This is a genomic window from Rhodococcus sp. NFXS4, assembly GCF_058139645.1.
Genome location: NZ_CP192221.1, coordinates 322,508 through 348,063, shown reverse-complemented (window position 1 = coordinate 348,063; position 25,556 = coordinate 322,508). Strand labels below are relative to the sequence as shown.

22 protein-coding genes are annotated in these 25,556 nt (G+C 67.8%); 9 read left to right on the top strand and 13 right to left on the bottom strand.

Features of this window, described 5'->3' with window-relative positions; genetic code table 11:
• The first annotated feature begins 11 nt into the window (after window positions 1-11).
• Window positions 12-818 (top strand): alpha/beta fold hydrolase, encoded by an 807-nt coding sequence (locus J4E04_RS01665; RefSeq protein WP_328811961.1) that lies wholly within the window; start codon window positions 12-14, stop codon window positions 816-818.
• Here the strand turns inward: J4E04_RS01665 and J4E04_RS01660 are convergent.
• Complete coding sequence (locus tag J4E04_RS01660) at window positions 799-1,218, bottom strand: rhodanese-like domain-containing protein (RefSeq protein ID WP_490149762.1); 420 nt, start codon at window positions 1,216-1,218, stop codon at window positions 799-801. The genes J4E04_RS01665 and J4E04_RS01660 overlap by 20 nt on opposite strands.
• Window positions 1,219-1,311: 93 nt before the next feature.
• On the opposite strand from J4E04_RS01660, the gene J4E04_RS01655 reads away from it, so the two are divergent.
• From J4E04_RS01655 to J4E04_RS01635, 5 genes are all read left to right on the top strand, one after another.
• Complete coding sequence (locus J4E04_RS01655) at window positions 1,312-1,770, top strand: Lrp/AsnC family transcriptional regulator (RefSeq protein ID WP_222637952.1); 459 nt, start codon at window positions 1,312-1,314, stop codon at window positions 1,768-1,770.
• A gap of 289 nt (window positions 1,771-2,059) precedes the next feature.
• Window positions 2,060-4,282: an accessory Sec system translocase SecA2 gene (gene secA2 / locus J4E04_RS01650; protein ID WP_490149761.1), complete on the top strand. Its 2,223-nt coding sequence runs from the start codon at window positions 2,060-2,062 to the stop codon at window positions 4,280-4,282.
• A 131-nt stretch (window positions 4,283-4,413) separates the two neighbouring features.
• Window positions 4,414-6,189, top strand: coding sequence for an N-acyl-D-amino-acid deacylase family protein (locus tag J4E04_RS01645; RefSeq protein WP_490149760.1), 1,776 nt, complete (start codon window positions 4,414-4,416; stop codon window positions 6,187-6,189).
• Window positions 6,186-6,791 (top strand): TetR/AcrR family transcriptional regulator, encoded by a 606-nt coding sequence (locus tag J4E04_RS01640; protein WP_222637950.1) that lies wholly within the window; start codon window positions 6,186-6,188, stop codon window positions 6,789-6,791. The genes J4E04_RS01645 and J4E04_RS01640 overlap by 4 nt, the downstream gene beginning before the upstream one ends.
• Window positions 6,788-7,645 (top strand): alpha/beta fold hydrolase, encoded by an 858-nt coding sequence (locus J4E04_RS01635; RefSeq protein ID WP_222632210.1) that lies wholly within the window; start codon window positions 6,788-6,790, stop codon window positions 7,643-7,645. Before J4E04_RS01640 ends, J4E04_RS01635 begins: the two co-directional genes overlap by 4 nt.
• Window positions 7,646-7,653: 8 nt before the next feature.
• On the opposite strand, the gene J4E04_RS01630 is transcribed toward J4E04_RS01635, so the two are convergent.
• From J4E04_RS01630 to J4E04_RS01600, 7 genes are all read right to left on the bottom strand, one after another.
• Entirely contained in the window at window positions 7,654-8,868 is a 1,215-nt protein-coding gene (locus J4E04_RS01630; protein ID WP_490149759.1) for a low temperature requirement protein A, read from the bottom strand.
• 52 nt (window positions 8,869-8,920) lie between these two features.
• Window positions 8,921-9,469: a hypothetical protein gene (locus tag J4E04_RS01625; RefSeq protein WP_222632212.1), complete on the bottom strand. Its 549-nt coding sequence runs from the start codon at window positions 9,467-9,469 to the stop codon at window positions 8,921-8,923.
• Between the two features lie 379 nt (window positions 9,470-9,848).
• A complete protein-coding gene (locus J4E04_RS01620; protein WP_490149758.1) occupies window positions 9,849-10,961 on the bottom strand; it encodes an ABC transporter ATP-binding protein in 1,113 nt (370 codons plus the stop codon).
• A gap of 11 nt (window positions 10,962-10,972) precedes the next feature.
• On the bottom strand, window positions 10,973-11,854 hold the full coding sequence (locus J4E04_RS01615) for a carbohydrate ABC transporter permease (protein ID WP_027506157.1): 882 nt from the start codon (window positions 11,852-11,854) through the stop codon (window positions 10,973-10,975).
• Complete coding sequence (locus J4E04_RS01610) at window positions 11,854-12,801, bottom strand: carbohydrate ABC transporter permease (protein WP_490149757.1); 948 nt, start codon at window positions 12,799-12,801, stop codon at window positions 11,854-11,856. Before J4E04_RS01610 ends, J4E04_RS01615 begins: the two co-directional genes overlap by 1 nt.
• The gene (locus tag J4E04_RS01605) at window positions 12,801-14,150 is read right to left on the bottom strand and encodes an ABC transporter substrate-binding protein (RefSeq protein WP_490149756.1); all 1,350 of its coding nucleotides are present in this window, start codon (window positions 14,148-14,150) and stop codon (window positions 12,801-12,803) included. Before J4E04_RS01605 ends, J4E04_RS01610 begins: the two co-directional genes overlap by 1 nt.
• Before the next feature lie 7 nt (window positions 14,151-14,157).
• Window positions 14,158-15,180 carry a sugar-binding transcriptional regulator gene (locus J4E04_RS01600; RefSeq protein WP_027506154.1) on the bottom strand — a complete coding sequence of 341 codons (1,023 nt, stop codon included), beginning with the start codon at window positions 15,178-15,180 and terminating at the stop codon, window positions 14,158-14,160.
• Between the two features lie 69 nt (window positions 15,181-15,249).
• On the opposite strand from J4E04_RS01600, the gene J4E04_RS01595 reads away from it, so the two are divergent.
• Complete coding sequence (locus J4E04_RS01595; protein ID WP_490149755.1) at window positions 15,250-16,272, top strand: NAD(P)-dependent alcohol dehydrogenase; 1,023 nt, start codon at window positions 15,250-15,252, stop codon at window positions 16,270-16,272.
• Window positions 16,269-17,744, top strand: a complete 1,476-nt coding sequence (locus J4E04_RS01590) for a mannitol dehydrogenase family protein (RefSeq protein ID WP_490149754.1) — start codon at window positions 16,269-16,271, stop codon at window positions 17,742-17,744. Before J4E04_RS01595 ends, J4E04_RS01590 begins: the two co-directional genes overlap by 4 nt.
• Window positions 17,745-17,805: 61 nt before the next feature.
• Here the strand turns inward: J4E04_RS01590 and J4E04_RS01585 are convergent, their stop codons facing one another.
• The 5 genes from J4E04_RS01585 to J4E04_RS01565 form a co-directional block, all read right to left on the bottom strand.
• Window positions 17,806-18,930, bottom strand: a complete 1,125-nt coding sequence (locus tag J4E04_RS01585; protein WP_027506151.1) for an ROK family protein — start codon at window positions 18,928-18,930, stop codon at window positions 17,806-17,808.
• On the bottom strand, window positions 18,927-20,339 hold the full coding sequence (locus J4E04_RS01580; protein WP_027506150.1) for a sugar ABC transporter permease: 1,413 nt from the start codon (window positions 20,337-20,339) through the stop codon (window positions 18,927-18,929). The genes J4E04_RS01585 and J4E04_RS01580 overlap by 4 nt, the downstream gene beginning before the upstream one ends.
• On the bottom strand, window positions 20,336-21,124 hold the full coding sequence (locus J4E04_RS01575) for an ATP-binding cassette domain-containing protein (RefSeq protein WP_037186144.1): 789 nt from the start codon (window positions 21,122-21,124) through the stop codon (window positions 20,336-20,338). The genes J4E04_RS01580 and J4E04_RS01575 overlap by 4 nt, the downstream gene beginning before the upstream one ends.
• Before the next feature lie 5 nt (window positions 21,125-21,129).
• Window positions 21,130-22,248 carry a sugar ABC transporter substrate-binding protein gene (locus tag J4E04_RS01570; protein ID WP_222632227.1) on the bottom strand — a complete coding sequence of 373 codons (1,119 nt, stop codon included), beginning with the start codon at window positions 22,246-22,248 and terminating at the stop codon, window positions 21,130-21,132.
• A 96-nt stretch (window positions 22,249-22,344) separates the two neighbouring features.
• Complete coding sequence (locus tag J4E04_RS01565) at window positions 22,345-23,568, bottom strand: L-talarate/galactarate dehydratase (protein WP_490149753.1); 1,224 nt, start codon at window positions 23,566-23,568, stop codon at window positions 22,345-22,347.
• Window positions 23,569-23,984: 416 nt separating this feature from the next.
• Between J4E04_RS01565 and J4E04_RS01560 the strand changes: the two genes are divergently transcribed.
• Window positions 23,985-25,556 (top strand): ABC transporter substrate-binding protein, encoded by a 1,572-nt coding sequence (locus J4E04_RS01560; protein ID WP_490149752.1) that lies wholly within the window; start codon window positions 23,985-23,987, stop codon window positions 25,554-25,556.

The window sequence follows — 25,556 nt, the reverse complement described above, 5'->3', positions numbered from 1 at the left end:
ACCATGGCACCGTGGACTTCGCGACGAACCCGGTGGACGGCACCCGCATCGCCTGGTCGGTGACGGGTGACCCCACCGGCCCGCCGGTGATGCTGGTGCACGGCAGCCTGTTGTCGCACCAGATCTGGCGCACCTTCGGCTACGTCCGTGCGCTACGCGACCGGTACCGCCTGATCCTCGTGGACCAGCGTGGACATGGCCGGAGCGAGGCTCCTCGCGACGTCGAGGCCTACTCGATGGACCGTGTCAGCGAGGATCTGGTCGCCGTCCTGGACGCGGCGGACGTGTCCGCCGCGCACTACGTCGGCTACTCGTTCGGCGGTCGGTCCGGCCTCAATCTGGTCACCCGCACTCCCCAGCGTGTCGCATCACTCGTCGTGGGCGGAGCCGGATCGGGGCCGCAGAAGGGCGCGCTGGACAGCCTGTTCTTCGACGGCAGCGCCGACGTCCTCGCCGAACGGGGAATGGACGGGTTCGTCGACGAGTGGGCGAACCGCCGCGGCTTCCCGGTCGACTCCGGCACCCGAGCCGCGTTCCTGCGCAACGACTCCGAAGCGTTGGCCGCCTACTTCCGGGCATCGGACGACGATCCCGGTATCGCCGACGACGCCGTCCGCGCCATCACGGCGCCGACACTGTTCTACGTCGGCTCCCGCGACGTCCAGCGTATCGACGACACCCGTCGCACCCGATCGCTGATCGCTGGCGCCGAGTACGAAGAGCTCCGCGGGTACGACCACGCGACGGCCGTGGCCGCGCCGGAGGCCGTCGAGCTCGTGTCCAGGTGGCTGAGTGAGGTCACGTCGTCGGAGCGGTGACCGGATCGGGTGCTCGCCGTGTACGGCCGGTGTCGGACACGACGGCGAAACCTTCCCGTGCCCAGTACTCGAATCCCCCGATCAGCTCCCGCACGCGGGAGTAGCCGAGGCGACTGAGCGTCAGGGCCGCTCGGGTGCTGCCGTTGCATCCCGGTCCCCAGCAGTAGACGACGATGTCGGCGTCGCGATCCGGCTCCACCTCGGCGATGCGCGTGCCCAGATCGGCCCCGACGATGTGCACCGCTCCGGGAATGCGTCCCGCACTCCAGGACGCGTCCGAACGAACGTCGATGACCAGCGGCCCCGCACCGCGGGAACGCTCGGCGGCGAGATCGGCGGGATCAGTCTCGAACCTCAGTTTCGCGGCGAAGAAGTCGGCGGCGGACGGTGTCTTTTCCATGACCTCAGCCAATCCTGTTCGGGCGACTGGGAGAAGTGGCGATCACCGGCTGATCGCACTAAACGGCATCGATCGGCCGGTATCGTTTCCATTGTGCCGCGTAATCCACACCCCGAAGTCGACGAGATCGACCGGCGACTGCTGGACGAGCTGCAGAGTGACGGGCGCGCGACCGTTGCACATCTGGCCCGAGTGGTGAACCTGTCGTCGAGCGCGACGGCCGACCGCGTCCGCCGCCTGACCGACATCGGCGTGATCACCGGCTACTCCGTCACTGTCGACACCGAGGCGCTCGGTTACACCGTCACCGCATTCGTCCGCCTGGCGTACCCGTCGGGCAACTACGGTCCGTTCGACGCACTGGTGGCGTCCACCCCGGAGATCATCGAGGCGCATCACGTCACGGGTGACGACTGCTTCATCATCAAGGTCCTCGCCCGCTCGATGCGGGATCTCGAACGTGTCACCGGCCGGCTCGCCACCCTCGGCTCCATCACCACTAACGTCGTGTACTCGAGCCCTCTCCCGAGTCGGCGCATCACTCCTGCGTGACGGCCCGTCGGTGGCCTAAACCTTCGAACAACGCACGTCGCGCAGCCATGCGATGCCCACGGTGCCGAGAACAGTGACCACGGTGAACGTCGTCCTCTCGAAGCCGTCCGGCCGCGACCGTCTCAGATGAGGCGGTTCCCGCGTCGGACGCGCTGCGACAACGGGTGTGCGCACCCCTTCTAGTGACCGCACACCCCTCCCCACCGGCCGCAGACCGTGTGCGCTCACCGCTGGGGGTGTGCACACGGCTTGCGGCCGCACCTACGGGCCCGTCGGTAGCCTGGCGAACATGGCGTCACGGTTCTGGTCCCTGCTCGGTCGTTCGGTTGCGAAGGGGCATGCGCGGTCGCGAGGTGCCGTGGATGCCGCCCGGGCGCTCGAGGACCGCCACCGCGACCTCGACGCGGACGGTCTGCGTGCCGCGGCCGACGGTCTGCGCGGAGCCGGCTCCCTCGACGTGCCCGCGTTCCTCGCGCTCGCGCGCGAGGCGTCCGATCGTGCGTTGTCCCTGCGCCCCTTCGACACTCAGCTCTACGGAGCCGTGCGGCTGCTGGAGGGCGACGTCATCGAGATGGCAACGGGTGAGGGGAAGACGCTCTCCGGCGCCGTCGCGGCCGCCGCCTACGTGCTGCAGGGCAGGGACGTGCACGTGGTGTCGGTCAACGACTTCCTCGCTCGACGCGACGCCGAGTGGATGGGCCCGTTCTACGACGCTCTCGGAGTCACGGTCGGGTGGATCACGGCGGAGTCGACGGCGGACGAGCGGCGCGCTGCCTACGGGTGCGACGTCACCTACGCCTCGGTCAACGAGGTGGGCTTCGACGTGCTGCGCGATCATCTGGTGGACGATGTCGAATTGCTCGTCTCCCCGACCGCGGACGTCGCCGTCGTCGACGAGGCCGACTCGGTGCTCGTCGACGAAGCTCTGGTGCCCTTGGTTCTCGCCGGCTCCATCGATCAGGACCTGTCGGCCGACGACGTGCTCGACGCCGTGCGATCCCTCGACGCGGACACCGACTGGGAGGTCGACGCCGAGCGTCGCAACGTGTTCCTGACCGATGCCGGGGCCGAGAAGCTCGAGGACGCACTGGGCGGGATCGATCTGTACAGCGAGGAGCACGTCGGCACCACGTTGGTGCGCGTCAATCTCACCCTGCACGCAGAGGTGTTGGTACGCAGGGATGTCGACTACATCGTGCGGGACGGTCGGGTACAGCTGGTCAACGCCTCCCGCGGCCGTGTCGCGGAGCTGCAGCGTTGGCCGGACGGTCTCCAGGCCGCGGTCGAAGCGAAGGAAGGCCTGGCGCGCACGGAGACCGGGCAGGTCCTGGACACCATCACCGTGCAGGCCCTGATGGGTCGGTACCGCCGCGTGTGCGGAATGACCGGAACGGCTCTCGCAGCGGGAGAACAGCTTCGGACGTTCTACGGCCTCGGGGTGTCGGTGGTCGAGCCGAACGAGCCGCTCGTCCGCGTCGACGAGGTCGACCGCGTGTACGCCACCGCTCCCGAGAAGAACGCGGCCGTCGTCGCCGCGGTGCTGGAAGCCCACGCCACGGGGCAGCCCGTGCTCGTGGGGACGCACGACGTCGAGGAGTCCGAGTCTCTGGCCGCCCGCCTCGAGGACGCCGGAGTGCCGGTGGTCGCCCTCAACGCGAAGAACGACGCGGAGGAGGCCGAGATCATCGCGCGGGCCGGACTGCGCGATGCGGTGACCGTCTCGACGCAGATCGCCGGCCGCGGCACCGACATCAGGCTAGGGGACGGCGTGACCGACCTCGGCGGCCTACTCGTGATCGGCACCGCGCGGTACGTCACCGAGCGCCTCGACAACCAACTACGGGGACGCGCAGGGCGACAGGGTGATCCGGGCCGCTCCGTGTTCTTCGCCAGTTGGGACGACTCGCTGGTGACGCGCTACCTGGAGAAGAGCGATCGCCCCGGCCACCCCGACGACACGGGTTTCCTCGAGACGGAGGTCGCGGCCAAGCGCATCGACCACGCGCAGCGCGTCGCGGAGGGCGCGATGCTCGACACCCACGCGTCCACCTGGCGGTACAACCAACTGACCGCCCAACACCGCGACATCCTCGACACGCGTCGGGCCGCGCTGCTCGGCACCGACGAGGCGTGGGACCTGCTGGCCACCCGCAATCCCGAGCGTGCCGCGGAACTGGAGGCCGTCGAGTCCGACGCCCGCGTACGCGCCGCCCGGCGCATCCTTCTCCACCATCTCGACCGCGCGTGGTCCGACTACCTGGCGCACCTCGGCGATGTCCGCGAGAGCATTCATCTCCGGGCACTCGGCCGACAGAACCCGCTCGACGAGTACCACCGCATCGCGATCGAGGCGTTCGCCGAGGTGCAGTCCCGTGCCCTCGAGGAGTCCGACCGCACCTTCCTGACCTCGACGATCACCGACGACGGTGTGGACCTCGAGTCGGCGGGGCTGGTGCGTCCGTCTTCGACCTGGACCTATGTGCGCGAGTCGCACCGTCCACTCGCGTTCTGAGTGGCCTTCGGCCCCGTGCGCCCTTTGCGTATCCGGAGATGCGCAAAAGGCGCACGGGGGACGAAGTCCCACTATTGCGAGTGATCACTCTCTAAGTTACGGTGAGCCCATCGCACAGTGATGGAGGTCACATGAACGAGTCGCACTTCGATGTGGTGATCAGCGGCGGGACCGTGTTCGACGGAGATGGTGGGCCGGGAGTTCGCCGCGATGTCGGCATCGTCGACGGCGTGGTCCGTGCCGTGTCCTCGGACGCGCTCGACGTCGGACCGGACACCGAGGTCATCGACGCCACCGGCCAGTGGGTCATGCCGGGCTTCGTCGACGTGCACACCCACTACGACGCGGAGGTCCTGGTGGGGCCGGGCCTGAGCGAGTCGGTGCGCCACGGCGTGACGACGGTGCTGCTCGGCAACTGTTCGCTCTCCACCCTGTACTCCACTCCCGTCGACATCGCCGACCTGTTCAGCCGCGTCGAGGCCCTCCCCCGCGATCACGTGCTCAAGGCCGTCGACACGCACAAGACCTGGTCGGGCCCGGAGGAGTACATCGCCGCGCTCGAGCGCCTCCCGCTCGGACCGAACATCGCTGCGCTGGTGGGGCACTCGGACCTGCGCGCCCACGTCATGGGACTCGACCGGTCGACCGACCGCTCCCAGCGACCGACGCGCGAGGAGACGGCGCAGATGGCGGACGCTCTCGAGAAGGCACTCGACGCGGGCATGCTCGGCATGTCCACGATGACCAATCCCTGGGACAAGCTGGACGGGGATCGATACCGCTCGCGCTCGCTGCCGTCGTCCTACGCGTCGTGGTCGGAGTTCCGGCGTCTGCACAAGATCCTGCGTCGCCGCGGCCGTCTGCTGCAGAGCATTCCGAACCTGAACACCAAGTACGACATGGTGTTCTTCCTCGGCGCCGCGACGGGCATCGGCCGACGCGCACTGAAGGTCTCGCTACTGGCCGCCGCCGACGCCAAGGCCTCGCCGTGGATCCACCACATCTTCGGTCCGCTGGCCGCTGCGGTGAACGGACCGGGCAAGGGGCAGTTCCGCTGGCAGCACCTGCCCACGACGTTCGACGTCTACTCCGACGGAATCGACCTGGTCGTGTTCGAGGAATTCGGTTCCGGCAGAGCAGCTCTGCACCTTCGTGAGGAGCTAGGCCGCAACGAACTGCTGAAGGACGAGGCGTATCGACGCTGGTTCCGCGCCGACTTCGAGAAGAAGTTCTCCTCCCGTGTGTGGCACCGAGACTTCGGCGACGTCATCATCACCGAATGCCCCGACTCGTCCGTCATCGGCAAGAACATCGCAGAGTTGGCACGGGAGCAGCGGATCCACGTCGTCGACGCCTTCCTCGACCTGGTGGTCGAGCACGGCCGGAAACTACGCTGGCACACCACCATCGCCAATCATCGCCAGAAGCAGATGGACAAGCTGATCACGAAGCCCGGTGTGACGGTGGGGTTCTCCGATGCCGGGGCGCACCTGCGCAACATGGCGTTCTACAACTTCGGCATCCGCCTGCTGCGGCGCGTGAACGACGCCCGCGAGTCGTTCCTGACGGTCGGCCAGGCGGCTCACAAGCTCAGCGGCGAGCTCGCCGACTTCTACGGCGTCGACGCCGGCCACCTGCGTCTCGGCGATCGCGCCGACATCGTCGTGGTGAATCCCGCCGGCCTGACGGACGAGGTCGACGCGTACAACGAGGAGACGATGCCGGAATTCGGGGGTCTCAGCCGCATGGTCAACCGTAACGACACCGCGGTCACCGCGACGCTCGTCGGCGGACGAGTCGCGTATCGCGAGGGCCGATTCGCCTCCTGGTTCGGGGTGTCCGAGCGGGCGGGCCGATTCCTGCGAGCGGGCGTGAGGACACCTGCGGCCACTACCGTGTCCGTGTGAGACGAACGCAGGAAGAGCGCCGCACCGACACCATCGCGCGACTCCTCGACGCGACCATCGCGTCGCTGTGCGAGAAGGGTTACGCCGCCACGACGGTCAACGAGGTGGTGACCCGCGCGGGAGTGTCGTCGGGTGCGCTCTTCCGGCACTTCGCCACCCGTCTCGATCTCGTCGTGGCCGCGGCGGACGAGGTCCGGAGGCGCCAGTTCGAGGAGTTCCGCGCCGGGCTGTCCGGCTTCGGCTCGGCGTCCGTCGAGCACTGCCTGACGTTGCTGCGCGCCGCGTGCCGGGCGCCGATCAACGGTGCCTGGTACGAGCTGCTCATCGCCGCCCGGAGTGACGATGCACTGCGGGAGCGTCTCGTTCCGTTCACCGTGCGCTACCACCAGGAGATCGGCGACCTCGGACGCTCGCTGCCGATCGCGGGCACGATTCCCGCGGCGGAACTCGATACGGTGCTCTTCACGGTGGTACACCTCCTCGACGGGGAAGCCCTCTCCGCCGTGGTGCATCCGCAGCCCGAGCAGGACGAAGTGCGGCTGCACCTCGTCGCGCGACTGCTCCGAGGAGAGTCGCTGTACAGAAGGAGCGAGGCAGGATGACCGAGCCGCACAGCAGGTGGACCGCTCACTCGACGGGTGCCGCACTGGCCGTGTTCGAGTACGGCGATCCGGAGTCGGACACGACGGTGCTGCTCGTGCACGGGTATCCGGACGACCACACCATGTTTCACCCGATGATCGACGCCATCGGTGATCGCGCCCGCGTCATCGCCTACGACACGCGCGGTGGTGGCCGCACCGTCGTCGAGCACCCGGAACGGTCCGAGTCGTTCGCCATCGAACGCCTGGCCGACGACACCTATGCGGTGGTCGAGTCGATCCCCGATCTCCGCGGAGCGGTCCACGCCTTCGCCCACGACTGGGGTTCGGTGCAGATGTGGGAGCCGATGCGCGATCCCCGCGCCGCCGAGGTGTTCGGATCGTTCACCTCCGTCTCCGGTCCCAGCATCGACCACCTCCGCGAGACGTCGCGTCGGCGCGGACTGCGGCCCACCCAGTGGCCGTCGGTGCTCGGTCAGCTCGCCCGGTCCTGGTACATCTGGGGCTTCCACGTGCCGGTCCTGGGGAAGTACGTTCCGACTCTGTTCGTCCAGGCCGGTCCCGCGGACCCCGCTCCCGCCGCGGATCCGCTGAACATGCAGCGCGGTGTCGAGCTCTACCGCGCCAACATCATTCGGCGCATGCTGTCCGGGCCACCACCGCGGTGCGACGTACCCACACTCGTCGTGGTTCCGCTGAAGGATCGCTTCCTCTCCCCCGATCTGGTCCAGGACGTCGACCGCTGGGTCCCCGACCTGACCGTCCTGGAAGTCGACGCGAAGCACTGGTGGCCCTGGAGTCACCCGGGAGACGCGGCGGACGTGCTGCTCGACCACGCCGGCCGGGACCGATAGCCCCGGCGTCAGGTCTCGGTCGTGTCGACCGGACTGCGGCGCCGACGGATCACCCCGGTGACGACGGCCGTGATCGCGCCGACAGCGAGGACGATGGCCGAGGCGAACGGGAGCCTGGTGTCGACGAGACCCAGCACGACGACGACGGGAATGGCCAGCGCCGGCCACGGGAACACCGTTCTCCAGTCGCCGGAACTCCAGCCGAGAACGGCGCAGATCCCGACGACGAACAGCGCCACCCCACCGGACAGGGCCCAGCGCCCGGCATCGGTCAGTTCGCCGACGGGATGCAGGACGTACTGCTGGATCCCGACGCCGAGGAGAGCGACACCCAGGGTGAGAGGGAGGTGCCCGTAGACGTACCCGTCGGCACGCCCACTGCCCACCACCCGCTCGTCGTCCTGGATCTCCGTCTTGGCCTCCGCGCCGCCGATGTCGAAGTACATCCACCACACGGCTGCAGCGATCGTGAATCCGAGTGCCGCGACGGCGACGGACGAGAACATCCAGTGGGTGTCGTGCATCCCGAGCACCACAGCCGAGATCGACTCACCGAGAACGAGAATGACGAAGAGCCCGAACCTCTCCGGCAGATGCTCGAGGTGCAGCGGAACATCCGGTCCCCAGTGGGTCGCGGCGAACGGCGCCGCGGCCTCCACCATGATTCCCACCGCCCACAGCACGTAGGTGATCGGTGACGGGGTGAGCAGCGAGACCGTCCAGATCACGATACTGACGCCGGTGGCCGCGAGGTACAGATCGATCGTGACGCGGACGTCGGGGATGTGCCGCCGTGCGCGAAGATACAGACCGGCGAGAATCACCCGCGTCGCGATGTACCCGGCTCCGAAGGCGACGGTGCCGTCGCCGCCCACCGCCGTCGCGGCACTGGCGGCCATCACCGCCACGGCGAAGGTGGCGGCGAGTTTCAGCAATCGGTACAGGACGTCGTTCGTGTCGAACCTGTTGGCGTACAACGTGGTGGTCACCCAGGACCACCACGTGACGGCGAAGATTCCCGCGAACTCGGCGATGCCCTGCCAGCGAAGGTCGTCCTTCAGTGCGAGTGCGAGTTGGTGCACGACCAGCACGTAGGCGAGGTCGAAGAACAGCTCCAACCGGGTCGCGCCGCGATCGGCCTCGGTCCGCAGCTTCGGCGGTTGCACCAGCGGAGTGCGCTGGTCGGCTCCCGCATCGGTGTCGCCGTCCGAATGCGCCGTCACGTCATCACCACCCTGCAGGTTGCGAATCGGACAGACCTCGCGGATCGGACGGTCAGCCGATGATGCGCGACACTACGCCCCGCGCCACTTCCTCGGGACGGAACTGCTCGCTCGCGTACGCGGAGATGGCGACCACTCCGCCGGCCAACGCGGGGACGACCCACTGCAGTGCCTGGAGTTTCTTCTGCGCGGCCGCCACGTGCGGTGGCGTGGACGCGGTGGGTGTGGTCCCGTCGGAGGCTGGTACCGCACCTTCCTTCGAGACCGTCTGTCCCAGAACGCGGCTGTACGCGGTGACCGCCAGTGCTGCCGCCGTGAGCGCGGTCTTGGCGACGGCCATCGAAGCGACGCCGTCCTGCGCCTTCAGACGTCCGTAGTCGTTCTTCAGCAGTGCTGTCGCACCGGCGAGATGGACACCGATGGCCGCGGCGTTCACCGGCGTCCACCGATCCCATCCCTCGTTGGTGACAGCCCCGGTGGAGGCGGCGGTGTCGGCGTTCGACGACGCCTCGTTCAGTGCGACGGCATTGGCGAGGGTTCCGCCGAACCAGGCCGCGAGTCCGACATCGTGGAGCAGGTGGGCAAGGGTGGCACGGGCCATGAGAATCTCCTGTGTCGAGAGCGAGTGCCTCGAACTACCCTCGTGCCGTGCGCTGAAACGTGTCGATCCGTTCGGTGTCGACCGGTCCAGGACGTCGACCGCCGGGTCCCGGACCTGACCGTCCCGGAGGTCGACACGAAGCACTGGTGGCCCTGGAGTCACCCGCGAGACGCGGCGGACGTGCTGCTCGACCACGCCCACAGGAACCGACAGCCCGCAGGCGAGTGTGAGTACACACGATCGACGAACACTCTGCCGATCCGCAGAATCACCGGCGATCCTGTGGCCGCACGCTCACATGCGAGGTCCCGCGACGGTGGACGGGTGTGGGAACGGTCTTCCCGGCACGTTCCCACACCCGAGTCTTGCCCCCTGCTGCTCAGGCCCCGATCCGCTCCCCCGAGGTCGGGTGGAACAGGTACGCGGTGCCCTCCTGCTTGGTCAGCGTGACCTTCTCGCCGATCCGCGCGGGTGCCCTCCTGGGAGAGCGTGCCACGATCGTGGCCGGTGTGCCGTCCGAGGCGCGGATCCGGGTGTCGTCGAAGCTGGCGTAGAGGTAGCTCTCGTTGCCCAGTTCCTCCACGAGGTCGACGGTGACCAGCAGTCCGTCGTCGTCCGCGGAGCCGATCGCGAGCTGTTCTGGACGCAGGCCGAGGGTCACCTCGTCGAGTCCCGCGGCGGCGATGGCGGTGAGCTGGTCGCGCTCGAGGGGGACGGTGCGCTCACCGACCTTCAGGCCGCCGGACACGACGGGCACCGTGAACAGGTTCATCGCCGGCGAGCCGATGAATCCGGCCACGAAGGCGTTGACCGGGTGGTCGTAGAGCTCGGTCGGCGCGGCGAACTGCTGCAGCTTGCCGTCCTTGAGGATCGCGACGCGGTCGCCCATCGTCATGGCCTCGACCTGGTCGTGGGTGACGTACACGGTGGTCGTCCCCAGCCGACGCTGCAGCGCGGCGATCTGCGTGCGTGTCTGTACCCGCAGTTTGGCGTCGAGGTTCGACAGCGGCTCGTCCATGCAGAACACCTGGGGCTCACGGACGATCGCGCGGCCCATGGCGACGCGCTGCCGCTGACCGCCGGAGAGCTTGCCGGGCTTGCGATCCAGGTACTCGGTGAGGTCGAGGAGTCGGGCCGCCTCGGCGACGCGGGCCTGACGCTTCTCGAGGGTGACCCCGCGCATCTTGAGCGCGAAGCCCATGTTCTCGCCGACGGTCTTGTTGGGGTAGAGCGCGTAGTTCTGGAACACCATCGCGATGTCGCGGTCCTTGGACGGCACACCGACCATGTTCTTCCCGCCGATCTCGATGGCACCGCCGTCGATCTCCTCGAGACCGGCGAGCATCCGCAGCGCGGTGGATTTCCCGGAGCCCGACGGGCCGACCAGGACGACGAACTCGCCGTCCTGGATGTCGAGGTCGAGCGAGTCCACCGCCAGCTTGTCGGCGCCGTCGTAGATGCAGGACGCTTGCTTGTACGAGATTGCAGCCATGGTTCTTTCTCCTACTTGATGGCGCCGAAGGACAGGCCGCGCACGAGCTTGTTCTGCGCGAACCATCCGGCGAGGACGACGGGGAGGGCTGCGAACGTCGCAGCGGCGGAGAGCTGGGCCCAGTACAGGCCCTGCCCGGTGATGAAGCCGACGAGGTAGACCGGAATCGTCTGTGCCTGAACGGCGGTGAGGTTGACGGCGAAGAAGAACTCGTTCCACGAGAAGATCACACAGATCAGCGACGTGGCCGCGATGCCGGGCGAGACCAGCGGCAGGATGACCTCCCGCACCGATGTCCACAGCGAGGCCCCGTCCATGCTCGCGGCCTCGAGCAACTCGCTCGGGACCTCGAGGAAGAACGACCGCATCATCCACACCGCGATCGGCAGATTCATCGCCGTGTACAGGATGATGAGCGCCCAGATGTTGTCGAGCAGACCGATGTCGCCGACGATGACGTACAGCGGCACGATGGCCGCCACGACCGGCAGCATCTTCGTCGAGATGAAGAAGAAGAGCACGTCCTGCGTCTTCTTCACGGGACGCAGCGACAGGGCGAATGCAGCCGGGACACCCAGCAGCAGAACGAGAATCGTGGACACGACGGTCGCGAAGGCCGAGTTGAGCAGCGTGGTGCCGATGCCGCTCTCGAGAACGCCGCGGTACTGGTCGAGGGTCGGGGTGAAGAAGATCTTCGGCGTCGCGGTGTACGCATCGGCTTCCTGCTTGAACCCGGTGATGACCATCCACAGGACCGGGAAGAAGAAGGCGATGCCGGCGACCCAGGCGACGAAGGACCAGATCGATCCGGGCCCCCATCGCTTCTTGCGTGTGATCGGCGCGGTGACGCTCGGAGTTCCGCTGCCGGCGCTCCGCTCGGTGGTGGTACTCATCAGGCAGCCTCCTCTTTCCCGCTGAAGCTCGTGAAGATCAGTCGCAGCGCCAGTGTGCTGACGACGATGGTGGCCACCACGGTGACGACGCCCATGGCCGCGGCCTGGCCGATGTCGAAGCCGAGGAACGCTCGTTGATAGATGTAGAACGGCAGGTTCGACGACGCCACACCCGGGCCGCCGGACGTCATCATGTAGACGGCGTCGAAGGTGTTGATGAGGTAGATGGCGCCGAGGACCGCTCCGAGCTCGATGAAGCGTCGCAGATGCGGCAACGTCAACTCGCGGAACAGTGCGACGGGCCCGGCGCCGTCCACCCGCGCCGCCTCCGCGATGTCCTTCGGCATGGACTGCAGTCCCGCCAGGATGAGCAGCATCATGAAGGGGGTCCACTGCCAGACGAGGTTGGTCATGACCGCGGCGAGCGGGAAGCGCGAGACCCAGTCGATCTGGTCGACCCCGAACGGGCTGAGCACGAAGTTGATGAGGCCGAACACCGGGTCGAACATGGTGGTCTTCCAGATCAGTGCACCGGCGACCGGGGTGATGAGGAACGGAGTGATCAGCAGGGTGCGGATCAGACTGCGGCCGATGAACTTACGGTCCAGCAGCAGTGCGAGCACCAGGCCCAGCGCCACCGAGATGATCACCGTGCCCACGATCATGATCACCGTGTTGAACGCGACCGAGCGGAACTGGCTGTCCCGGAACACGTCCACGTAGTTGTTCAGACCGTTGAACTCCCGCGATCCGGGGCGCACCAGGTTCCACGACTGCGTCGAGTAGTACAGCGTGAACAGGAACGGGATCTGCGTGACGACGATCGCGAAGACCATGGCCGGCAGCAGGGGACCGCGGCGCCGCCACCCCTCCGCCTTCGAGATCACCCGTTCGCGAGGAACGAACGGCGTCTCGGATCTCACCGAGCCGACTTCGGTCGTGGTCATCACTGATCCTCCTGATACGTCTTGCCGACCACCTCGGCGTACTGCTGCGCTTGAGCGAGCGCGTCCTGGACGCTGATCTGTCCTGCCACGGCGGCGCTGATCTGCTGACTGACCCGAGTGCCGAGATCCTGGAACTCGGGGATGGTGAGGAACTGGACGCCGGTGTACGGCACCGGATCGACCGTCGGGTTCAGCGGATCGGCATTGTTTATCGAGTCGAGCGTGACCTGACCGAAGGCGGCCGACGCCTCCCTGTACTCCGGGATCTCGTAGGTGGACAACCGGCTTCCCGGTGGCACCCGCTCCCAGCCGAGCTCGGTGCCGACCTTCTTCAGGTACTCCTTGTTCGTCATCCACGACACGAACTTCCAGGCGTCGTCCGGGCTCTCCGACGTCGTCGGGATGCCGAGCGACCAGGAGTACAGCCACCCGTTGTCGCCCTTGGCCGCCGACGGGGCCTTGGCGTACCCGATCTTGCCGACGACGTTGCTCGACGTGGGGTCCTCGAGCACCGACACCGCCGAGGTGGCGTCGTACCACATGGCCGTGTTGCCCTGTGCGAGTTGCGTTCCGCACTCGCTGAAGCCGCTCGTCGCTGCGCCGGCCTGTCCGTGCGACCGGACCAGGTCGACGTAGAACTGCACGGCTTCCTCGACCTGCGGACTGTCGAGTTGCGCGTTCCAGTTCTCGTCGTACCACCGGCCGCCGAAGGCGTTGATGACGGTGTCGAGGGGCGCGAGCACCTCGCCCCAGCCGGGCTTGCCACGCAGGCAGATGCCGGACATGCCCGGACGGTCGAGTGTCGCGGCGGCCTCGGCCACCTGGTCCCAGGTGGGCTCGGCCGGCATCGTGATGCCTGCTTCCTCCATCAGGTCCTTGCGGTACATGAGGAAGGACGACTCACCGTAGAACGGCACCGAGTACATGCTTCCCTCGTAGGACAGCGACTCCTTGAGCGACGGGATGAAATCGTCCTCGTCGTATCCCGGTGTGGCCTGCGCGTACTCGGACAGATTGGTGAGCCACCCGTTCTCGGCCCATTGCGGCGTCTCGTAGTTGCTGATCATCACCACGTCGAACTCACCACCGCCCGTGGCCACCGACGCCGTGATCTTCGCGCGCGCCTCGTTCTCGGACAGCGAGACGAACTTCAGGTTCACACCCGGGTTCTCGGCCTCGAACTCCGGTGCGAGCGAGATCGCGTCGGACATCTGCGAGTTGGAGACGATGGCCACGGTGATGGTCGTGCCGCCACCGTCACCTCCGAACGATCCCGCGCCCGCGCAGCCGCTCGCCGTCAGCACGGTGGCTGCGGCGAGGGCGGCGAGTGGGACGAATCGTGATGTCACGTCGGTACTACCTCGATTCCTTCATGGGGTTGCTGCCGTGCTCGTCGAGAAGGTCCAGAGCACAGGCGATATCGGTCACCAGGACGGTGGCGAGACGGCCGCGCAGAGCGGCCCGGATCGCGGCGTGCTTGCGCGCACCGCCGGAGATGAGGAGCGTGGTGGCGCAGTTCCGGATGTCATCCAGCGGCACCGAGACCGTGCGGTCGGTCAGTGAGCTGTCGACGTCGGCGCCGTCGGAGTCGAAGAACCGACCGCCGATCTCACCGACCGCACCGAGTCGATCGAGTTCGGATAGTAGGTCGGCGTCGAGGAAGCTCCCCTCGAACAGCGTCGTCGATGTCGACACCGGGCCCAGTCCGAAGAACATGAGGTCCGCGGTGCGTCCGGCGTCGAGCGCCTTGGACATCAGCGAGTCCTGTTGCAGCGCGACGACTGTCGCCGGGTCGGCGTAGAGAGGGGCGTTGAGCCGCATCGGCGTCGCCTGCAGTTGCTCGGCGCAGCGGGTGAGGACGAAGTCGACACCGGTCTGGTAATCCGCGGTGCTCATGGATCCGTCCAGCTGCACCACGCGGGCGCAGCGGCTGCCGCGTCCCTGGAGCGACTGCGCCACCGCGACCGTCTCCGGCCCCCACGTGAAACCGAGTGTGTGAGCAGGCTGCACGCGCCGGGTGAGGATGCCCGACGCGGCGCGCCCCACCGCGTCGTACCGACCGCCGGCGTCGTCGATGGTCGACGTGACCACCAGCGCCTCGTCCAGGCCGTACCGCTCCTCGAGTCGACGTTCGAGATCGGTGTGCACCGATCCGCTGATCTCCTCGGGCACGTGGATCTCGATGCGCACGAGCCCGTTCGCCCGAGCCCGAGCGACGAGTCGACCTGCCGTGGGACGGGAGACACCGAGCTTGGTGGCGATCTCCGCCTGGGTCGCGCCCTCGACGTGGTACATCGTCGCCGCACGCAGCGCGAGCCTCAGCTCGTCGCTCGAACTCGGCGTCGTCACGATGTCGCTCCCGGTCGTCGAGGTGAGCATCTGCTCACCTGGTGTTCATCTGCTCACTTAAGCTAACATCCAGGTGTGATCCACACAACAGTCGATTCCATGCGTGCCGCAGTTCTCACCGAACCGGGACACATCGAGACGCAGACGCGACCTGTGCCGACGCCGAACGCAGGTGACGTCCTCGTCCGGGTGGCATCCGTCGGGGTCTGCGGATCGGATGCGCACTACTACCGCGAGGGTCGCATCGGCGACTTCGTCGTCGAGTCGCCGCTCGTTCTGGGCCACGAGGCGTCGGGTGTGATCGTCGCCGTCGGTGACGGCGTCTCCCCTCGGCGAGTCGGGTCGCGAGTGTCCATCGAGCCGCAACGACCCGATCCCGACAGTCGCGAGACCCGATCGGGCCACTACAACCTGTGCCCCCACATGGAGTTCTATGCGACCCCTCCCGTGGACGGTGCCCTCTGTGAGTACGTGACCATCGGATCCACGTTCGCGCACGACGTCCCCGACGCCGTGTCCGACGACGCCGCGGCCCTCTTCGAGCCCCTGTCGGTGGCCATCGCGACCGCACGCAAGGCCGGGATCACCGGCGGCTCGAGAGTGTTGATCGCGGGCGCCGGGCCGGTCGGAGTGCTCACGGCGCAGGTCGCACGCGCCTTCGGCGCCACGGAGATCGTCGTGTCGGACATCTCGGCCGACCGCCGCGCCAACGCCACGCGGTACGGGGCGACCCGCGTGATCGACCCGGCGGACGAGTCGGTGCACGACCTCGACGTCGACGCGTTCGTCGACGCGTCGGGCGCACCCCGCGCAGTGCAGGACGGGATGCGCGCCGTGCGCCCTGCGGGCAGAGTGGTGCTCGTGGGCATGGGCGGAGACGAGTACCCGATACCCGTGTCGGTGATCCAGAACCGGGAACTGTGGGTCACCGGCGTCTTCCGCTATGCCGACACCTGGCCCACCGCACTGGAACTCGTCCGCACCGGACGAGTCGAGCTCGACAGCATGGTGACGGGTCGGTTCGACCTGGATCATGTCGAGGACGCACTGAATCACGACCGCACCGACGGCAGCATCAAGGCTGTCGTCACCGTGACACCCAGTCAGGAGACCCTCTCGTGAAGCTGTCCGCTGCCACCCTCGCCCAGCTTCCCGACGACGTGGACGTGCCACGGTACGACCGCTCGGCGATCACCACCGGGATCGTCCACTTCGGCGTCGGCGGCTTCCACCGTGCGCACCAGGCGATGTACGTGGACCGGCTGCTCCGCACCGACTTCGAGTCCGCGTCGAGCTGGGGCATCTGCGGCGTGGGCGTGCTGCCGGGTGATCGCCGTATGAAGGACGTCATGGACGCCCAGGACTGTCTCTACACCCTGGCACTGCGGCACTCCGACGGCTCGTGGGACACCTCGGTCATCGGATCCATCACCGAGTACCTCTTCGCGCCGGACGATCCCGAGGCGGTGATCGAGAAGCTCGCCCACGCCGACACCCGCATCGTCTCTCTCACCGTCACCGAGGGCGGCTACAACTTCTCTGCCACCACGGGCGAGTTCGACGCCGAGAACCCGGCTGTTCGAGCGGATCTGGCCCCCGATGCGGTACCGGGCACGACCTTCGGACTGGTGTGCGAGGCGTTGTCCCGCCGGAAGGATCGCGGGCTCGCGCCGTTCACCATCATGTCGTGCGACAACATCGAGGGCAACGGACACATCGCCCGATCGACCTTCACCGCGTTCGCCCGCCTGAAGGATCCCGCACTGGCACAGTGGATCACGGACACCGCGCAGTTCCCCAACTCCATGGTCGACCGCATCACGCCCGTCACCACACCCGACGTCGTCGACCAGCTCGCCTCACGGTACGACCTCGAGGACCGGTGGCCCGTGGCCGCGGAGCCGTTCACCCAGTGGGCGCTGGAGGATCACTTCACCCTCGGCCGGCCGCCGTTCGAGGACGTGGGCGTGCAGGTCGTCGACGACGTCACACCGTACGAGCTGATGAAGCTGCGCCTGCTCAACGCGAGCCATCAGGCCCTCTGCTACGTCGGATACCTCAGTGGCTACCGGCTCGTGCACGACGTCACGCAGGACGCACTGTTCGCCGAGTTCCTGTTGCGCTACATGGACGAGGAAGCCACTCCCACGCTGCAGCCGGTTCCCGGAATCGACCTGGCCGAGTACAAGAAGACGCTGATCGAGCGCTTCTCCAATCCGGAGATCCGGGACACCGTGGCCCGGCTCTGCGCCGAGTCGTCGGACCGGATCCCGAAGTGGCTGGTCCCGGTGGTGCGCACGAACCTCGAGTCCGGAGGACCGGTCGCCCTGTCCGCCACGGTGATCGCGAGCTGGGCGCGCTACGCCGAGGGTGTCGACGAGCAGGGTGAGCCCATCGAGATCGTCGACCGTCTGAAGGACACGCTGACCCCGCTGGCTCGGCAGCAGCGCGACGACCCCCTCGCGTTCCTGCGGAACCGGGAGTTGTTCGGGGATCTGGTGGACGATCCGCGCTTCGTCGACGCCTACACGTCGGCTCTCGACTCCCTGCACACTCGCGGAGCCCGCGCCACCGTGGAGTCGTCGGTGCGCTGACGCCCGTGAGCCTTGTGCGCATCCCTGGACACGCACAAGGCTCACGGGGGCCGAAGGCCCACTACAGCCGCTGCAGCACCTCGGCGAAGGCCAGCTCGGCGGCACCGATCACCGAGATCCGCCGACCCAGGCCCGAGACGTGCAGTTCCACCCCGTGCTGGCGTCCGACCAGGCACTCCCCCACGCCCTCGGTGATGCGTGCCATCGCCGAGGGCACCCGGAGAACGTCGGCGAAGAGGCCGCCGAACACGACGACGCGGGGGTCCACCATCGTGACGATGGTGCAGACGCCCGTCTCCAGTGCCTCGATGTAGCTCTCCGGCAGGGCACCCCCGGCGGCGGCGACGTCGGCCAGTGCGCGCCCGATCGCGGACGGCGTCGCGGGTTCCGGCATCGCGAGTGCCCGGCGCAGTGCGTCCTGCCCGACGGACAGCTCCCAGCACCCGTTGCTTCCGCAGCTGCAGAGGCCCCCGCCGGCGGCGGTCCGCATGTGTCCCACCTCGCCGGCGTAGCCACCGGAACCGCCGAGAAGTGATCCGGCGCTGAGTATTCCGGCACCCACACCGAACTCCGCGAAGAGGTAGACCACGTCGTCCACGCCGCGGGCGCATCCGCGGGTGTGTTCCGCGACCACTCCCAGATCGGACTCGTTGGCGACGATGCACCGCACCCCGACCGCCTCACCGATCAGACGACCGAGCGGAACGTCGGTCCAGCCGAGGTTGGGTGCGACGCGCACGAGACCGTCGGCCGACCGCACGAGACCGGGTACGGCGACACACACTGCACGCGGGGCCGATCCCACCCGATGGGTGAGCTCGGTCGCGGCATCGGCGATGCGGCGCACCAGGTCCGCCGGGTCCGGGCCCGCTCCCGCCTCGTAGTCGAGATCCGCCAGAACCGCTGCGCCCCAGCCGATCGCGGAGACGGACAGCCAGTCGACGGCCGCGTCGACCGCGAGTACCCAGGCGGCGGACGGGATGGGGTCGACCACCAGCGACGGCCGGCCGGCCCCGCCACCGGACGACGGATGTTCGGAGACCAGGCCGTCGGCGACGAGGTCGTCGACGAGAGTCTTGACGGTGCTCCGGTTCAGCGAGAGGTCCTCCGCGAGTTCCGCCCTCGTCCGAGCCCCACCGAGGTGGACACTACGGACGAGGGCGGAACGAGCCGGTCGGCCTGTCACCGACCAGTCGGAGCTCGTCGACGCGACAGTGCGTCGACACTGGCCGCGAGCAACAGCACGAGACCGGTGACGATGGAGACCACCGCCGCGGACTGCCCCTGCAGGCGCAGTCCGTTGTCGATCACCGCGATGACGGCAGCACCGATCACCGCGTCCCGCACGCGACCACGTCCACCGAAGAGCGACGTTCCACCGATGACGGCGGCGCCGACGGCGAACAGCAGCGTGTTGCCGCCACCCGCCTGCGGATCCACGGATCCGACCTTGGACGCTGCCACGATGGCGCCGAGTGCCGCGATGGTCGAGCTGACCACGAAGACACTCATGCGGATGCGCCGGACGTCGATACCCGCTCGCCGCGACGCCTCCGCGTTGCCACCCACCGCGTAGACGTGCCGACCGTAGGACGTCCGGTCGAGGACGAACGTGGCGAGCACCAACACGAAGAGCACGATCGGAACGACGTACGGCACACCGGCGATGGAGAGCACCGCCGGGTTGGGGCTGCGGTTCACCGTCATCGCCCACGTGGCGAGGGCGGCGAACACCGTCAGTGCCGCGATCTTGACCAGCAACAGCGACGTCGGGGGAGCCGTCAGTCCCTGCTTCAGCCGAGTGCGCTGGCGCGAGAGGTTGATCGCCGCGAATCCGCCGACGACCACCGCGAACAGCACCCAACTCGCCCACACCGGGAGCGACCGGTTGGCCACCGCGAAGAGCACGGTGTTGTCGGAGATTCCGAGGGTGCCGCCCTCACCGATCAGCTGCAGCACCACACCGCCCCAGGCGAGGAACAGTGCCAGCGTGACCACGAACGAAGGGATGCCGACGCGGGAGACGAGGAACCCGGTGAGGCAGCCGATCGAGGCACCGACGCAGATCGCCAGCACGATCTCGATCCACGGATTCGCGGGCACCCCGAGCAGCGCGATGGCGAGTGCGATCGCGGCCGGCACGATGGCCGCCCACAGTCGCGTGATCGCCGCGAGCACTCCGGCCACCACCAGAACGGCGCAGAACGTCAGGAACACACCGGTTCCCATGCCGCCGAGCAGGTTTCCCCCCTCCGTGTAGTGCAGGGCGAGAATCGCCGCCGCCACACCGGAGCCGGTGCCGGCGGAGAGGTCGATCTCACCGAGGAGGAGCACGAACACCAGCCCCATGCCGATCAACGCGGTGGCCGCTCCCTGGGTGAGCAGATTGGCCACGTTGTTGAGGGTGAGGAACTGCCCCGACAGCGACGAGAACACGACGAGCAGGACGACCAGCCCGGCGAGTGCGGGCAGTGCCCCCAGCTCGCCGCCGCGCAGTCGTGCCACGTAGTCGCGTCCGGCGTCGCCGAACGATCGCCGATCGGTGTCCATCGAGAAGTCGGACCGGGCGCGGTCCTGTTCGGGTGCGGCGGTCATATCGTCACCGCCTTCGCCTCGGCCGACGGAAGACCGAGGTCACCGCTGCGGCCGGTCGTGATGAGCTCGACGATGCGTCCGACGGACACGTCCGCCGTGCGCACCTGCGCCGCCATCCGCCCCAGGAACAGGGCGGCGACGGAGTCGGACACCTCGACGACGTCGTTCATGTTGTGGCTGATGAGCAGCACTCCCACACCCGAGTCCGCGAGGCGGCGAACGAGGTCGAGGACCTGTCGCGTCTGCGCGACTCCCAGTGCGGCCGTGGGCTCGTCGAGCAGCACCACCTTCGACTCCCAGAGCACCGACTTGGCGATGGCGACGGTCTGCCGCTGTCCACCGGACAGCGACGCGACCGGGGTGCGCACCGACTTGACGGTGCGCACCGACAGCGACGCGAGGGTGTCGCGCGCCGCCTGTTCCATCGATGCCTCGTCGAGCAGACCCTTGGCCGTACGCTCACGGCCGAGGAACATGTTCTGCACGATGTCGAGGTTGTCGCACAGGGCGAGGTCCTGGTACACGACCTCGATACCCAGCGCCGCAGCCTCTTTCGGATTCGACACCGACACCGGCTCGCCGCCGAAGCGGACCTCGCCGGAGTCGGTGCCGTGAATTCCTGCGATGCACTTGATCAGCGTGGACTTGCCCGCGCCGTTGTCACCGACCAGTGCAGTGACCTCTCCTGCCCTGATCGTCAGATCGACGTCGTGCAGGACGTGCACCGGACCGAAACTCTTGTTGATGCCCTGCAACTGCAGGACGGGCTCTCCCGCGGCGGTCATGGTGGTCAGGAGATTCCCGCGTCCGCGCAGGCCTGAGCCACGTCGCCACTGCACAACGCGTCCGCCGAGACGGCGCCGCCGTCGACGGCGACCTTGACGTTGTCGCGCGTGATGGTGACCGGGTCCAGCAGGACCGACTTCACCTGACGGTTGCCCTCGGGGTCCTCCGACGTCGCCGTCGCCTTGGCGTCGGCAGCGGCGGTGTCACCCTTGGCGAGGTCGATGGCGAGCTCGGCGGCAGCGGCCGCCTCCTTCGCGACGTCCTTGTAGACGGTCATGCACTGGTCGCCGCGGAGCACGGCCTTCAGTCCGTCCTCGGTGGCGTCCTGACCGGTGACCGGCACGGTGCCGTTCAGGCCGTTCTTCTGCAGGACCGTGATGACGGCGCCCGCGAGTCCGTCGTTGGCGGCGAGAACGCCGTCGACCTTGCCGCCGTTGGCGGTGAGCAGCTGCTCGAAGGTGGTGCCGCCGACCTGGTTGTCCCACTCGGGGATGGCCTGGTCGCCCGCGAGGCGCAGGTCGCCGGAGTCGTACTTCGGCTGCAGCACCTCGAGCGCGCCGGCCTTGAACAGCGTGGCGTTGTTGTCGGTCGGCGAGCCGTTGATCTGGATGATCTGCGCGCCGGGCTTCGCGCCCACGCAGTCCACCAGGCCCTGACCCTGCAGGTTGCCGACGGTGGTGCTGTCGAAGGAGACGTAGTAGTCGGCCGAGCCGCCGAGGGTGAGTCGGTCGTAGTCGATGGTGGCGACGCCCGCTTCGGTGGCCTTCTTCTGCACGGCGGCACCGGACTCGGACGAGAGATTGCTCATCAGGATGACCTTCGCACCCTGGCTGATCATCGAGTCGGCGATGGACGAGAACTTGGTGGTGTCGCCCTCCGCGTTCTGGATGATCGGATCGAGACCCGCGTCGCTCAGCGCCTTCTGCAGGAGCGGTCGGTCCTGCGACTCGTAGCGTGCGGACGACTTGGTGTCGGGCAGGATGACGCCGACCTTGGTGCCGCCGTTGCCGGATCCGCCGGAGTCTCCGCTGCCGCTGTCGCTGCTGGAGTTGCTGCCACACGCGGTGAGTGCCATGACCAGACCGATACCCGCCGCGGTGAGGGCGAGCCTTGTGTTCTGCATCGATCGTCCCTTCGGTTGTATGTTGCGGAGCACAACATATTCCTTCAGGTGTGATCTGGGCAATAGGCTGTCCGACAAGGTGACGCCGGTCACTCTTCAGCGATCGACGTGCACCTCCGCCACGGTCCACGCGTGCGCCTGCTCGCTCAGGGTGAAGCCGAGGCCAGGACGTTCGGACAGGTGCATCCGCCCGTCCCGCGTCTCCAGGTGCTCCTCGAACAGCGGATCCAACCAGTCGAAGTGCTCCACCCAGGTCTGCAGAGGATAGGCAGCCGCGAGATGCAGGTGGATCTCCATCGCGAAGTGCGGCGCCATCTGCAGGCCGTGATGCTCGGCGAGTCCTGCGAGCTTCAGGAACTGCGTGATCCCACCGATGCGCGGCGCGTCGGGCTGGATGATGTCGACGGACCCGGCCTCGATCAGGCGCACGTGCTCGCCGACACTGGCCAGCATCTCACCGGTCGCGATGGACGTGTCGAAGGTCCGCGCGAGCATGGCGTGGCCCTCGGCGTCGTAGGCGTCGAGTGGTTCCTCGATCCACACCAGATCGAACTGTTCGAGAATGCGGCACATCCGGGTCGCCGTCGGTCGGTCCCACTGCTGGTTCGCGTCGACCATCAGGGGCACGTCGTCACCCAGGTGCTCGCGCACTGCGGTCACCCGAGCGATGTCCTGGCGCCAGTCCGGCTGTCCCACCTTCAGTTTGATACCGCCGATGCCGGCCGCGAGAGACGCGGTCGCGTTCTCCAGCACCTCCTCGATCGGGGTGTGCAGGAAGCCACCGGACGTGTTGTACGTCTGCACGGCATCACGGGTGGAGCCGATGAGTTTCGCGAGCGGGAGCCCGGCTCGCTTCGCCTTCAGGTCCCACAGTGCGATGTCGACGGCCGCGATCGCCTGGGTGGCGACGCCGCTGCGACCGACGGAGGCACCGGCCCAGACGAGCGAGGTCCAGATCTTACCGATGTCACTGGGATCCTGACCGATCAGCACGGGCGCGATCTCTCGCGCGTGGGCGAACTGCGCAGGGCCGCCGGCACGTTTGGAGTAGCTGAACCCGATGCCCTCGTACCCCTGCTCGGTGCGTATCTCGACGAAGAGGAACACCACCTCCGTCATCGGCTTCTGCCGTCCGGTCAGCACTTTCGCGTCGCTGATCGGTGTGGCCAGAGGGAGAACGACGGAGCGCAGGGTGACGTCCGCGATGCGATCGATCGTGGCGGCTCCGGACGCGAGCGCACGAACGGCCGCGCCGGGCGCGGTGAGCCCGCTGGTCGGCCGGGTGGTGCGGCGCTCGGGGGTCTCTCGCGTGTCGGTCACAGTCGGCTCCTCCATCGGGTACGTGGTCCAGCTCACACGCTAGAAGCCGCACTGATGCGCGTCCAACACTGATGTCGCATCGGTCGATGCCGACCGAGCATCACTGCATGTCCCGACGAGTGGCGCTCCGGTCGCACCACATCGGCATCGAACGATGCGGAAATCGCATGTGTCGGTTCACGATCCGGACCGGTCGATCTCTGACCACGTATCGCCGCAGGTGGGTGACTCGAGCGGCGTCGGCGTCGTCGCCTCGATGGTGACGCGGACGGTCTCGACGACGGCTCGACGCCGTTGACGACCTCGACAACCGCTCCTACGTTGTGTCCACCGTCACAGGATCCGATCACCACAGCCCACCTGTCCGGTGTCACTCGAATCCCCCGTCCACTCGGACGTCATACCCGGAGGTCGACATGAGCCCTGCACCGCGACACCGATCCGGGACGCTCGCAGGCGTGCTCGTCCTCGCGCTCACCGCCTCGGCGTGCTCCGTGGCCAACACGGACCGCAGCTCGGTCACCGATCCGGACACCCTGCGCATCGTCCTGAGTCAGGAACCCCCGACGCTCGAGGCGTGCGACGTCTCGCAGACCTCGATCGGCGTCGTCACGCGGTCGAACATCACCGAACCTCTCATGGAGCGGAACCCCACCACCGGTGATCTCGAACCCAAGCTTGCCGACTCCTGGGAACAGAACTCCGACCGCCAGTGGACGTTCCGTCTGCACCCCGGAGTCACCTTCAGCGACGGTCGACCGTTCGAGGCCGCGGACGCCGCGCACTCCATCGAGCGCACCGTGAACTCCGACATCGGATGCAACGTCGAGGGATACGTGTTCGGCGACGCCGATCTGACCGTGGCCGTCGTCGATCCGCTGACCCTGACGGTGGCAGCGCCGAACCCGGATCCCATCCTCCCGCTGCGGATCTCGTTCGTGGAGATGGTCCCACGCACCGCCAGCATCACGGAACGCGAGCGGGAACCGGTCGGCACCGGACCGTTCGCTCTCGACACCTGGGACTACGGCCAGCGGCTGACCCTGGTGCGCAACGATCGGTACTGGGGGCCTCGGCCGGAGTTCGCCCGTGCCGTCTACCAGTGGCGCAGCGAAGGCAGCATCCGCGCGTCGATGGTCTCGGGAGACGAGGCCGACATCGCGACCGGTATCGGACCGGAGGACGGTGCCGGGGACCTGGGTGTGGCCTACCCGAACAACGAGACCACCGCGGTTCGGATCCAGGTGGAGCAGCCTCCCCTGGACGACATCCGGGTGCGGCAGGCGATCAACTACTCCATCAACCGGAACGGCATCGTGCACGCCCTCTTTCGCGATCTGGGACGCCCGGCGGCCCAGTTGGTCTCGCCGGGAGTCGTCGGGTACGACGACGATCTCGAGGCGTGGCCGTACGACACGGAGAAGGCGCGAGCACTGCTCGACGAGGCGCGAGCGGACGGCGTGCCGGTCGATGCGAAGATCCGACTGATCGGCCGTACCGGTCAGTTCCCGAAGGTCAACGAGACCCTCGAGGTCGTCCAGAACGCACTGTCCGAACTGGGCATGAACATCTCGATCGAGATGATGGACTCGGCCGGTACGTCGCAGTACCAGGAGCGCCCCTTCCCCGCCGACGCCGGCCCGTACCTCCTGGTCATCCAGCACGGCAATCAGGCGGGTGACTCGGCCTTCACCGTCGACCAGTACTTCACGAGTGACGGATTCCAGAGTGCCTACGGAACACCGGAGTTCGACGCGGAGATCGCCGCGGCCGGCCAGCTCACGGGTGACGCCCGGCAGGATGCGTACGCCCGCCTCTTCGAGGAGGAGCCGACGAAGATCATGCAGATGGCCTACATCGCGCACATGGAGGGCGTGCTGGCGAAGTCGGACAGAGTCGACTACACACCCGACTCGGCCACCGTCGACGAGATGCACCTCGCTGCCATGACCCACGCCGACGACGAGTCGAACGCTACGGGGCGCTGA

Coding starts and splice junctions, on each gene's coding strand:
- J4E04_RS01660 (WP_490149762.1), bottom strand. CDS start 1,218: ATGGAAAAGACACCGTCCGCCGCCGACTTCTTCGCCGCGAAACTGAGG.
- secA2 (WP_490149761.1), top strand. CDS start 2,060: ATGGCGTCACGGTTCTGGTCCCTGCTCGGTCGTTCGGTTGCGAAGGGG.
- J4E04_RS01645 (WP_490149760.1), top strand. CDS start 4,414: ATGAACGAGTCGCACTTCGATGTGGTGATCAGCGGCGGGACCGTGTTC.
- J4E04_RS01635 (WP_222632210.1), top strand. CDS start 6,788: ATGACCGAGCCGCACAGCAGGTGGACCGCTCACTCGACGGGTGCCGCA.
- J4E04_RS01625 (WP_222632212.1), bottom strand. CDS start 9,469: ATGGCCCGTGCCACCCTTGCCCACCTGCTCCACGATGTCGGACTCGCG.
- J4E04_RS01620 (WP_490149758.1), bottom strand. CDS start 10,961: ATGGCTGCAATCTCGTACAAGCAAGCGTCCTGCATCTACGACGGCGCC.
- J4E04_RS01615 (WP_027506157.1), bottom strand. CDS start 11,854: ATGAGTACCACCACCGAGCGGAGCGCCGGCAGCGGAACTCCGAGCGTC.
- J4E04_RS01610 (WP_490149757.1), bottom strand. CDS start 12,801: ATGACCACGACCGAAGTCGGCTCGGTGAGATCCGAGACGCCGTTCGTT.
- J4E04_RS01600 (WP_027506154.1), bottom strand. CDS start 15,180: ATGCTCACCTCGACGACCGGGAGCGACATCGTGACGACGCCGAGTTCG.
- J4E04_RS01595 (WP_490149755.1), top strand. CDS start 15,250: ATGCGTGCCGCAGTTCTCACCGAACCGGGACACATCGAGACGCAGACG.
- J4E04_RS01580 (WP_027506150.1), bottom strand. CDS start 20,339: ATGACCGCCGCACCCGAACAGGACCGCGCCCGGTCCGACTTCTCGATG.
- J4E04_RS01575 (WP_037186144.1), bottom strand. CDS start 21,124: ATGACCGCCGCGGGAGAGCCCGTCCTGCAGTTGCAGGGCATCAACAAG.
- J4E04_RS01570 (WP_222632227.1), bottom strand. CDS start 22,248: ATGCAGAACACAAGGCTCGCCCTCACCGCGGCGGGTATCGGTCTGGTC.
- J4E04_RS01560 (WP_490149752.1), top strand. CDS start 23,985: ATGAGCCCTGCACCGCGACACCGATCCGGGACGCTCGCAGGCGTGCTC.